The sequence below is a fragment of the Chryseobacterium aquifrigidense genome, from assembly GCF_006716485.1.
Lineage (GTDB): Bacteria > Bacteroidota > Bacteroidia > Flavobacteriales > Weeksellaceae > Chryseobacterium > Chryseobacterium vietnamense.
This window is the reverse complement of record NZ_VFPD01000002.1, coordinates 364,101-376,144: the sequence shown is the minus strand read 5'-3', so window position 1 is coordinate 376,144 and position 12,044 is coordinate 364,101. Positions and strand designations below refer to the sequence as shown.

The 12,044-nt window shown below is 36.0% G+C and carries 9 protein-coding genes; 3 read left to right on the top strand and 6 right to left on the bottom strand.

All coding sequences use genetic code 11. The annotated features are described in order from the left end of the window. Nucleotides 1-126 precede the first annotated feature (126 nt). The 3 genes from FB551_RS16810 to FB551_RS16800 all read left to right on the top strand — a co-directional run bounded on the left by FB551_RS16810 (nucleotide 127) and on the right by FB551_RS16800 (nucleotide 5,343). A complete protein-coding gene (locus FB551_RS16810) occupies nucleotides 127-1,452 on the top strand; it encodes a hypothetical protein (protein WP_142018314.1) in 1,326 nt (441 codons plus the stop codon). 646 nt (nucleotides 1,453-2,098) lie between these two features. Beyond that, nucleotides 2,099-4,294 carry a glutamine synthetase III family protein gene (locus FB551_RS16805; RefSeq protein ID WP_047426998.1) on the top strand — a complete coding sequence of 732 codons (2,196 nt, stop codon included), beginning with the start codon at nucleotides 2,099-2,101 and terminating at the stop codon, nucleotides 4,292-4,294. A gap of 338 nt (nucleotides 4,295-4,632) precedes the next feature. After that, nucleotides 4,633-5,343, top strand: coding sequence for a C40 family peptidase (locus FB551_RS16800; RefSeq protein ID WP_047426996.1), 711 nt, complete (start codon nucleotides 4,633-4,635; stop codon nucleotides 5,341-5,343). Nucleotides 5,344-5,529: 186 nt separating this feature from the next. On the opposite strand, the gene FB551_RS16795 is transcribed toward FB551_RS16800, so the two are convergent. The 6 genes from FB551_RS16795 to FB551_RS16770 form a co-directional block, all read right to left on the bottom strand. Continuing rightward, on the bottom strand, nucleotides 5,530-6,105 hold the full coding sequence (locus FB551_RS16795) for a pentapeptide repeat-containing protein (RefSeq protein WP_142018313.1): 576 nt from the start codon (nucleotides 6,103-6,105) through the stop codon (nucleotides 5,530-5,532). A 97-nt stretch (nucleotides 6,106-6,202) separates the two neighbouring features. Further along, a complete protein-coding gene (gene rodA, locus FB551_RS16790) occupies nucleotides 6,203-7,432 on the bottom strand; it encodes a rod shape-determining protein RodA (RefSeq protein ID WP_047426990.1) in 1,230 nt (409 codons plus the stop codon). After that, nucleotides 7,429-9,474 carry a peptidoglycan D,D-transpeptidase FtsI family protein gene (locus FB551_RS16785; RefSeq protein ID WP_047426988.1) on the bottom strand — a complete coding sequence of 682 codons (2,046 nt, stop codon included), beginning with the start codon at nucleotides 9,472-9,474 and terminating at the stop codon, nucleotides 7,429-7,431. Before FB551_RS16785 ends, rodA begins: the two co-directional genes overlap by 4 nt. Continuing rightward, entirely contained in the window at nucleotides 9,471-9,977 is a 507-nt protein-coding gene (locus FB551_RS16780) for a hypothetical protein (RefSeq protein WP_002982456.1), read from the bottom strand. Before FB551_RS16780 ends, FB551_RS16785 begins: the two co-directional genes overlap by 4 nt. After that, entirely contained in the window at nucleotides 9,970-10,824 is an 855-nt protein-coding gene (gene mreC, locus FB551_RS16775; protein ID WP_047426984.1) for a rod shape-determining protein MreC, read from the bottom strand. Before mreC ends, FB551_RS16780 begins: the two co-directional genes overlap by 8 nt. Before the next feature lie 28 nt (nucleotides 10,825-10,852). Continuing rightward, entirely contained in the window at nucleotides 10,853-11,878 is a 1,026-nt protein-coding gene (locus FB551_RS16770; RefSeq protein ID WP_002982450.1) for a rod shape-determining protein, read from the bottom strand. Nucleotides 11,879-12,044: the final 166 nt, after the last annotated feature.

Here is a 12,044-nt window from a genome sequence, read left to right as displayed (position 1 = left end):
TTTTAACTGTCTTTTAACAAGTCGTTTAAAAACATATCCTTCAGGCTGATGAATATTTGCTTTAATACGTCGAGATTTGGCGTCTGCTAAGGCTAAGTTTGTCCTAATCATATTAAACATAAACAAATGAGCTATCCAAAAAGATTAGGATTACCTACCCAATATCCGTCGATGAGTATTTCAAATCTTACACAACAGGAAATATTAACCGTAAAAGACAGGGAAGAAGCAGATGTTCTTTTTCTCAATAAAACAGAACTTAATACGGTAAAAACCCTTTTTCAGATTCGTAATGCAAATTATTACAGAAAATATATTAAGCCTATTCAGTTATCTGACTATTCCACAGATATATTTCCTAAAGAAAGAGTCTTTATTGTGGGAAAAATATTTCCTGTAATCAATATTCTTTTCAACTACGCCGGAGTAAAAGATGTGGAACAAAATATCAATCCACTTGTTATAGAAATTGCAGAGGGAGCTTCTAGAGTAAAATATTTTGATTCCTCCATTCATCATTCAAAATATATTAATATTGATGGCGGCAAAATTAAAATACTTCTTCCCAAAAATTATGTTGGCAATAACTTTCCTCAATCGATGTATGATTTCCTGACCAACAAAAATTCTGTAGAAAAATATATTGGAGGAGAATTTCCTGATTACGAAACCTATAAACTTGCTTTACGAAACAAAGCTATAAAAATAGAAGACTGGAAAGGACAGGATGGTTCATGGCTTACAAAAGACAGGGCAGAAAATAATGATACCTGGAGAAGAGCCTATTCCTATATTATTGAACACAAAATACCTGGAAGACTTGCTCCTTTCAAGCAAATTTATGATTTTTACGAAGGAGTAGACTGGAATATTAAGAACCGTTTCGGGCATGAAGTAAAGTGGTGCAAAGGGGCTAAAGGGTTGGTAAAGGCATTATCAAACTCACTGGAAGGAGGCAACAGCTTTTTAGCCAATGATGTTGAAACTATTCTCAATGAATTAAATTTAGGGATTTGCGATTTTGCCATAACCAAATTTCATGAGCTGATGTATGGACAATATGCTAAAACACCCTTAAAAGGAGACGCCGCTTATATCTGGGACAAAGAATTTATCCAACATGAACAAGGGGTTGTAGCTCCTCCTATTTATGGAAAAACAAGTTCATCAACGATATCCAGGTTCCAGAATATGGCAGACAAAGACCCTCAAGGCGGCTGGCATGGAGCCGGAGCTCAAGCAATTAGTTGGTTTAACGATATTGTTCCGGCATTTGATGATTTTACGCCTAATGCTAAAGTAACAGATTCACAATTCAGGATAGATTTACCATTATTAATGCTATATTTATCAAAGCATAAACCAAAATGGTATGGATTTAAAGGCAAACTGAATTCAGATGGAACCGTCAATAATGAAATTGTAAAAATTATTAAACCTTATGAAAAATAAATTAAGCAGAATTTCTCTTTTTTGGAAAATATGGATTTGTCATATCTTGATATACTTTCCTATCAGAGCTTTATTTTTTTTGTTTCAGCTTGATGAAGCACCGGACTTTACCCAAATTATTAAATCAATTTTAATATCCCCTTTTGCAGGAATTTATGGGTTGTTCGATAAGTTCCCGCTGGTAATTCTCATTCAAATGCTGGTCATGTTCTTTGTGAATGAAGTTATTTCTTCTAAAAAAGTAATACCTTATCTCTTAATAACTTTTGCAACTCATATCTTATTTTACGCATTTGATATTTATGACATAGATTATTTTAAGTCTTTTCTCTATTCATTTATTATTTTTCTACCCTTATTTTTATTTATTTTCAGAAAAAATCTCAAGAATTAGTTTAAATAATTGTAATTTTAATTTGGTAATACCGCAACACAGCAAATACAATCGCTTTTTGCACCATCCAGACAACCAATTTCTTGTTTCTACAAATGTTTTTAAACAGAAAACATAAAACACCCTGTTAAAAAACACCAAACAATTGTTTAAATTATATAAAATTTCAGAACACCCCTAAAATTTTTAGGGGTTAAAATATTTTCGATTCATTTTTTTTGTAAATTTGCACTGTAAAAAATCAACCCAATTATGTCAACCTTAAGATTCAAAGCATTAGAAACCCTTCCATTTAAGGATTTCAGAAAAGACAACTCTGTTGAGATCCCTGCGAAATTATCAGAACTATTCTGTAAAAATGTTTTCTCAGAAGAAACAATGAGAGAATATTTAACGAAAGAAGCATTCGGTTCTATCATGGATGCGATTAAAAAAGGAACTAAGATCCAGAGACATATCGCAGATCAGGTAGCTGTAGCAATGAAAGACTGGGCAATGAGCAAAGGGGTAACCCACTATACGCACTGGTTTCAGCCTTTAACAGGTACTACTGCAGAAAAGCACGATTCTTTCTTTACACCAATTGAAGGAGGAAGAGCAATCGAAAGATTCAGTGGAAACATGCTTATCCAACAGGAGCCAGACGCATCTTCTTTCCCTAACGGAGGTATCAGAAATACTTTTGAAGCAAGAGGTTATACAGCTTGGGATCCTACATCTCCGGCATTCATTATGGGAACTACATTATGTATTCCTTCTATCTTCATCTCTTATACAGGAGAAACGTTAGATTATAAAGCACCTCTTTTGAGAGCTTTGAACGCTGTAGACGAAGCTGCAACGAATGTAATGCAGTATTTTGACAAAAACGTAACGAAAGTAACTCCTACTTTGGGTTGGGAGCAGGAATATTTCCTTGTAGATTCAGCATTATATCAGTCCCGTCCGGACCTTGTGCTGACAGGTAAGACATTATTAGGACATTCTCCTGCAAAAGGACAGCAGTTAGATGACCATTATTTCGGTTCTATTCCTACAAGAGTAATGAACTTCATGAAAGAGTTGGAAATCGAATGTATGAAATTGGGGATTCCTGCAACAACAAGACACAACGAGGTAGCACCCAACCAGTTTGAGCTTGCACCAATGTTTGAAGAAGTGAACGTTGCTGTAGACCACAACTCTTTGTTGATGGATATCATGGCGAGAGTAGCTCACAAACACCATTTCCACATTCTTTTCCACGAAAAACCATTCGCGGGAGTAAACGGAAGCGGAAAACACAACAACTGGTCTTTGGCTACAGATACTGGTGAAAACCTGTTAAGTCCTGGAAAAAATCCAAAGAAAAACTTACAGTTCTTAACATTCTTTGTCAACACGATTAAAGCGGTTCACGAATATGCAGACCTTTTAAGAGCAAGTATTGCTTCTGCAAGCAATGACCACAGACTTGGTGCCAATGAAGCTCCACCAGCAATTATCTCCGTATTCATCGGAAGCCAGCTGTTCAGTGTATTGGAAGAACTTGAAAAAGTAACAAACGGAAAACTATCTCCGGAAGAGAAAACAGAATTAAAATTAAATGTTGTTGGAAAGATTCCTGAAATCCTGTTAGATAACACTGACAGAAACAGAACTTCTCCTTTTGCATTTACAGGAAATAAATTTGAGATCAGAGCGGTAGGTTCTTCTGCAAACTGTGCAGAGTCTATGACCGTAATGAACACTATTGCTGCAAAACAGCTTAACGATTTCAAGAAAGAAGTTGATGCTTTAATTGAAACAGGTCTTAAGAAAGATGAAGCGATCTTCAACGTATTGAGAGAATACATCAAGCAGTGTAAAAGCATCATGTTTGAAGGAGACGGATATTCTGATGACTGGGCGAAAGAAGCTAAGAAAAGAGGATTAAACAACCTTAAAACAACTCCAGAAGCTTTAAAGCAGGAAATGGATAAAAAATTCTTGGACCTATATGAGGAAATGGGAATTTTCAACCACAGAGAAGTTGAAGCGAGAAACGAAATCAAATTAGAGAAATACTCTACGGTTATTGATATCGAATCCAGAGTATTGGGTGATATTGCAAGAAACCACATCATTCCTTCTGCTTTAAATTATCAGAACAGATTAATTGAAAATGTGAAAGGTCTTAAAGAAATCTTTGGTGATAAAGAATTCAAGTCTTTAGCAAAAGAACAAATGAGTTTAATTACAAGCATTTCTGAAAATGTTTCTAAAATTAAACTTGGTGTTGAAGAACTTCTAAAAGCCAGAGAAGCAGCAAAAGGTATTTCAGACAGCCAAAAACAGGCAGAAAGCTATTGTAATAAAGTAAAACCATTATTCGACCCAATCAGAGAAGCCTCTGATGCATTGGAAATGATGGTTGACGATGAGCTTTGGCCGATGACAAAATACAGAGAAATGTTGTTTACAAAATAACGTCCTGTAAAGTTCCATATTAGTTAAATTCCTCGGTTTTCCGGGGAATTTTTTTGTTTTATTAACAGAGTTGAAAATTAGAGTTTTATATCACAAAACCTGATATATAGAAGAAAGTCGATTGCGTTTGTTAAAGAATCTTAATAAAAAAAACCGCACACTTACCAAAAACAGGCTGTTGCGGTTTATTTTTCTTTAACATATGTAAATTATATGTTAAAATGTGTTAAAATAAGATCCTGACAATTATCATATCAGGGGTCTTTTGCTCGGAATCTCTACTTTTGTATTGCTTTTGAAAATAAATATTCCTTTTTAACACGGATAATCAAATATATATGAAGAAAAGAGTTTTGTTTTATTTAGTTGCTTTAGTCTCTACAGTTTCATTGCAATCGTGTGCTACAAATTATGTGGTTTCAAAACCAGCAACTTACACAAAAGAATACAAAACAGATGCCAAACTAGCTTCTATAGATAACAAAAAAATGGAGCAGGATAAGCAAAAACTTATCGACTCGTTCCTTGCTGAAAAGGCTGCATCTATCGCTAGTGCTAAAAAAGCAGTTAAGAATTCTGAGATTGCAAAAGCAATCAAACATAATAAAACCATTGACGGTATCCTTGAAGAAGCTGAAACATACCTTGGAACTCCTTACAGATATGGAGGAACAACCAGAAACGGTATAGATTGTTCAGCTTTTGTTCTTTCCGTATTCGGAGCAGCAGCAGGCCTTAGCTTACCTAGAGTAGCAGCTTCTCAGGCTCAGGAAGGAGAAAGAATTGAAAAAGGAGAGCTACAGAAAGGAGACTTAATCTTCTTTTCTCACGGAAGAAGAATTTCTCATGTAGGTATTGTAGAAAGTGTTTCTGAAGAGGGTGAGATTAAATTTATCCACGCAGCAACATCAAAAGGAGTAATGATTTCTTCACTGAATGATTCTTATTGGGGACCTAAGTTCAGATTCGCAAAAAGAGTGATCAACGAAGAAGGAGAAGCTTACAATAACTTAGCAGCTACTACTCTTTCTACACCCGCAAATTTTTAATTTTATAAATAATTGATTTAAATAATGAAGCCATCAGAAATCTGATGGCTTTTTTATAGGTTATATTTTAGAATAAATTTAGGCTGAAGCCTTGGAATATTGTTAAAAAGAAAAGCGGGTTAAAATCCGCTCCTATTGATTCAATATTGACATTTTAATATCTCGCTTATCATACGACTGAAGATATCAACTGTTCTTATCAATGTCAATATCTAATTTATACAACAGCCCATAGATTTCAGATAGTGAAAATTTAGCTTTTTTAAGCCTGTTTAAAGCCGGATCTATTGAATAGTTAACCGATGTTCGGAAATCTGCCTTTTCGAGGTTTGTACCATCAAAAATAGCGCCTGACAGATCGCAGTTACTGAAGACTGCATTTGATAAATCACATTCAGTAAAATCCACCTCAATTAATTTGGAATTTTTAAAAACTGTTTTCTTAATGGACGCCTGATAAAAAACTGAATTATTCAAAGCACTTCCATCAAACATAAAAGATAATCCGAATGCATTACATTCATTAAACTGAAGTCCGAACATCTTACATTCTTTGAAAACAACCTCATGAAAAGCTGTTTTCACCAATTTTACCATGCTGAGATTACATCCTGCAAATTCACAGTCTGTAAAGCTGAAGCCGGATAGATTTGCGTATTCAAAATTACAGTTTCTGAATGTACAGTTTTCGTACTCCCCTTTTTCCAGCTGAGAAAGACCAATATTTTCAAAATCCTGATCCAGGACATAAGCTTCTTTCATTGTTTATGATTTAAAAACGACAATATATTTCAGCAATCGGCAGATCTATAAAGAAAAAACAGTACCCTTTACGATTTTATAATTCGTATGAAAAGAGTTACACTAAACTGTTTTTATCAGAGTAATTAAGTTTAAAGAAAATAAAAGTCATCATTGAGAAAGCCAATAAGGAACTCCCTCCATAACTGAAATAGGGAAGAGGAATCCCAACGGTAGGGAAAAGCCCCATAACCATCCCTAGATTGATTGAAAAGTGCATCAACAGAATGGAAGCAAAGCAATACCCGAATACACGGTTAAAAGTAGATTTCTGCTGCTCTGCCAGATAGTATATTCTTCCTATATAAACCATGTAGCATAAGATCAGAATTGCACTTCCTAAAAAGCCCCACTCTTCCCCTACTGTACAAAAGATATAATCAGTTTCCTGCTCCGGCACAAATTTCCCCTGGGTAACAGATCCTTCACGATATCCTTTTCCCCAAAGTCCACCAGATCCAATGGCTGTTTTTGAGTATAATAAGTTATATCCGGAAGTATCTCTGAATGCTTTTTCCCCTTTATAAAGAACCTCAATTCTTTCTCTCTGGTGTTTAGGCAGTTTTTCTAGAATATAAGGAGATCCGAAAGCCAGTCCGCACAATAAAAGAACAGAACCGGTAATTCCTGAAATAGAAATCACATCCCATGACATTCTATGGTAATTCATAGCAATCAGAACACCGGCAATGATTAAAACGGCTACAGCCACATAAACAGGAGGAACAGCTAAAGAAATCAGAAAGACTCCCGCAAAAATAAATCCTATCCCGAATAAAAGACCACTCAGTCCTTCTCTATATAAAGCAATGAAAAATGCAATGAATACAAGCATAGAACCCACATCCGGAATCGCCAGAACGACAGCTGCCGGAATTCCAATAATGGCGAGGGAAGTCCAGATAGATTTTTTATTTTTAATATTAAAATCCGGGCTTGAAACAAAATTGGCCAGCATCAAGGCTGTACCTATTTTCGCAAATTCCACAGGCTGCATGGTAAAACTTCCAAACTTATACCAGTTCTTCTGGCCCAGAATTTCTTTACCAAACGGGAAAAGCCCGATCAACAGTAAAACTCCTCCAATGTAAATAATCCCGGCCATATTCTCAAAGAATTTACTTCTTCCTACGAATATAATAAGCCCCACAAATACAGAAATACAGAAAAAAACCAATTGTTTTTCACCCAGTTTCTGGTCCACACTGTAAATATTTGCAATGGCAAAAATGCAAAGCAGGAAATACAGCCCAAGGCCCAGTTTATCTATTCCTTCCGTCCACTTCATTGCTTTACAGGTTTTTTAGCGGTGTTATTCTTTTTAGTTTCCTCTTCTATTTTTTTTTGCAGCTTAGCCTTTTGTTGTTTTACCAAATCCAGGCTATCTTTTAATCTTTTTCGTTTAATTGAATCAGGTTTAGGATCAACGTACAAACCTTTTCGTTTTAAATCTGCAATCCATTGCCTTTTATATTCAGGCATGAAACTCGAGGTGATCATTTTTTTGTAAAGATTTTCTCTTTTCAAATCACCAGTAATATATTTTTCTGCAATCACGGTACAGGCTGGCCCTGCCCATGTAGCTCCAAACCCTGCATGTTCCATAACTGCTACAACAACAATTTTGGGTTTATCAGCAGGAGCAATCAATACAAAGATGGAGTTATCCTTCCCCTGTGGCACCTGTGCAGTTCCTGTTTTTGCTAATTGGGTAAAGTCATTGGACTTCAGTCCTCTTGCCGTTCCTCTCAACACTACAGCTTCCATACCTTTCAGTACAGGTTCGAAATGTTTAGGATCTACCAAAGTCTTATGTTTCACCTTAAATCTTGGGTCAGGATTAGGCTTTCCATCAATCCCTTTTACGATATGAGGCGTATAATACCATCCTTTATTAGCAATAGCAGCTACATAATTGGCCAACTGAATAGGAGTTACCAGAACATCTCCCTGACCCATTCCATTATAAATAGCACCGGTAGACATTTCATCCCAGTTTTTAAAATCAGTTCTCTGAGAACCGCTTGCCTTCATGATGGCTTTAAACCTTTTTTCGTAAAAATCTCCTGAAGGTATTCTTCCTTTTGCCCCAACGGCGAAGTCGTTATTTAAAAACTCTCCAACTCCGAAGCTGCTCATGATTTTTTTCCATTCATCAACACCTTTTGAAGGGTTTCCCGGATATTTTTTGATAATGGCAATAAAAGCGTAGGTGAAAAAACAGTTACTCGAAACCTGAATGGAAGGAATAAGCGGATCTGCTCCACCGTGACCTTTAATTCTTTTTCCTTTATAGAAAAATCCTCCTCCACAAGGGAAGATTGTTTTCTCATCCATTACCCCCATCTGCATTGCCGCTAAAGCAGTCAGTAATTTGAAGGTTGATCCGGGAGGATATCCTGCCTGTAATGCACGGTCAAAAGTAGGTTTATTTTCGTAAAGTGTATCTTTTGAAAGAGCGTATAAGTTTTTTGATTTATTAGGTCCGGTAAAAAGGTTCGGGTCAATATCCGGTCCGGTTGCTGCTACCAAAACTTCTCCATTATTAGGATCTAAAGCTACAATGGCACCGTGTTTATTGACTAACATTTCTTCAGCCGTTCTCTGAAGGTCATAATCAATGGTTAAAGTAATATCTTTACCCGTAATCACATCTTTATCCAAAGCACCGTTCTTATAGGAACCAATATTCCGAAGTCTGATATCTTTCTGGATATATTTTACTCCTTTTACTCCACGGAGTTCTTTCTCGTAAGATTTTTCAACCCCTGTTTTCCCAATGAAATCTCCCGGTAAATAGTAGAGAGAATCTTTTTTAATATCTCTTTCGTTTACCTCACTGGTATAACCGAGAAGGTTTCCGGAGGTGGAAACTTCATACTGACGCTGAGGTCTTGATACGATATTAAATGCGGGATACTTGAAAATAATTTCCTGAACCCTGGCAATATCTTCTCTGCTGAGGTCTTTGATGAAAGTCATCGGGGTCAGCTTAGAATAATATTTTTCCTTTTTGATCACATTGATTTTATTGATAAAATCCTGTTTTGTAATTTTCATTAAACTACAAAAAGCCAGTGTATCAAAATCAGGTTTCATTAAAGCCTGGGTAAACGAAACTTCATAGGCGGGCTGGTTACCTACCATGATTTTACCATTTCTATCGAAAATAACCCCACGCTGTGGAATTACATATTCTGTTTTAATGGATGTATTGGCAGCATTTAATGCATAACGGTCTGTAAATAACTGCAAATAAGCAAGCCTCACCACAAAAATAAGGGCGATAATAACGAGGACGGAAAAAATTTTTAAATAACGTGTGTTCAAACTTTTTGTTTGATTTTAAATATTAATGCGTAGATGACTATAAAGATAAATGAAATTACACTTGTTACCAACACATTAAATAATATTTCAAAAAACCTGCTAAACTTAAAGAACTCAATATACTGTACTAAAAGCTGATGCAGGAAAATACTTGAAAATAAAAACAGCAAAAACTGCGCCCATTGAAGGGACTGAAATGAGAAAAAGTCCGTAGACGTATCTGTAGAAGTCCTGAATATCAACGTTCTGAAATAGGCAATTAACGTTGTTGCAAATGCATTGATTCCCCACGAATAGAGGAAACCGTCAATGGACAGCCCTATTAAAAAGCTCAATGCCAGGAACTGAAATTTATTTCTGAAAAATGGATAGAACATAACAAACACAGGATATAATACCGGAGTATATTTCCCGAAAAGCGTAATCCTGTTCAATACAAATATCTGTAATGCAACAAGAAAGATCATGATCAATATATCGGTAAATAAAGTCCTGCTAATCATTTTCCTTTTTTATTACAGCCTGCATAGTGTCCTGAATCTTCTGTACTTCTGCTTTCTTAAGATTCTTCACTACATACACTTTATTCAACGCTCCCATTTTTTCACTCAGCTCTACGGAAATATCCCAGAAGCCGGTTTTATTGTCCACAGAGTATCCCGCAATAGTACCAATGGTAACTCCCTTAGGGAAAATAGCAGATTTACCATCTGTAACAACAGTATCACCTACTTTTAAGGCAACATATTTTGGAATATCTGCCAGGTGCATCACCCTTGAGTTATCTCCATTCCATGTTAAAGTACCAAAATACCCTGAGTTTTTAAGGGCTGCATTAATTCTGATCTTGTTAACACTTAACACCGATTGAACCAATGCATAACTATCTGTAGAATTGATTACAATTCCCGCAATACCTCTTGGTGCCATTACTCCCATTTGAGGAAAGACTCCGTCTCTGCGTCCGCGGTTGATTGTAAAATAGTTGTTTCTTCTGTTGATACTGTTGAAAACAATTTCACCATCAACAAAAGTATAGATCTGCCCGCCACCAATGGTGTCATGAACTCTTTTGAAAACAGGATTCTTTGACCCGTCTTTTCCGTAGAGTTCAGTCATAAGGGCTTTATTCTGAGCCACAAGATCTTCATTGATCTGTTTTAGCTTCAGATAAGAAACTCCTTCATCAATATATCCGGAAACCCAGGAATTAAATGCAGCCGTTTGGCCCGCAATCCAGGATCTCTGCATGGCATTTCTTGAGAATATCAAAACCAGAGCAATAATTTGCAGGAATATAAAGAAGACGAAAAGAGTATTCTTCGAAAATAATCTCAGCAAAAATCCCATTCAGATATAAAGTCCTAAAAAGTTAAAATTATTTAATTAAGAAATTGAACTTATCCATATTCTTAAGCGCAATACCTGTTCCGCGAACTACAGCTCTCAACGGATCTTCAGCAACAAATACCGGAAGACCAGTTTTTTTGTGAATTCTGTCCGCAAGACCTCTTAATAACGCTCCTCCTCCTGCAAGATAAATACCTGTCTTGTAAATATCAGCAGCCAATTCCGGTGGTGTAAGAGATAATGTTTCCATTACGGCATCTTCAATTCTGATGATTGATTTATCTAATGCGCGTGCAATCTCTTTGTATCCAACCATAATTTCTTTTGGCTTACCTGTAATAAGGTCTCTACCCTGTACCGGGATGTCTTCGATATCTACATCAAGATCTTCTACTGCAGAACCTACTTCAATTTTGATTCTTTCAGCTGTTCTTTCCCCGATATAAAGGTTATGGTGAGTTCTTAAGTAATAAGCAATGTCATTCGTAAATACGTCTCCGGCAATCTTCACAGATTTATCACATACGATACCTCCTAACGCTACTACAGCAATTTCCGTAGTACCACCACCTATGTCGATAATCATGTTACCTTCAGGTTTTTGTACGTCAATCCCAACTCCTATTGCAGCAGCCATTGGCTCGTAGATCAATCTTACTTCTTTTGCGTTTACTTTCTGAGCAGAATCTCTTACCGCTCTTTTTTCAACTTCAGTAATACCAGAAGGGATACAGATTACAATTCGTAATGCCGGTTGAATGAATTTACCTTTGATTCCAGGAATTTTCTTGATGAATTCCTTGATCATGTGTTCAGAAGCGTGGAAATCAGCAATAACCCCGTCTTTCAAAGGACGGATGGTTTTGATATCCTCGTGAGTTTTACCCTGCATATGCTTGGCTTGCTCTCCGACGGCAATCGGCTTACCCGATGAACGTTCAATTGCAACAATTGAAGGTTGATCTATAACAATTTTATTATTATGGATGATTAGGGTATTAGCAGTTCCAAGGTCTATCGCAATTTCTTGCGTAAACATATCAAATAAACTCATATTTTTCTTCTGATTTTAAGTTTACAAAGATATAAATTTAACAGTACTAAAGAAATTTCCCACCAACTTAATTTGGTTAAAATTTTATTAAAATTTATAATTCTTTATTAACTTTCAATTTAGACATTTACAGAGTTTGATTTCAACTAAAATTAATGGGATGTTA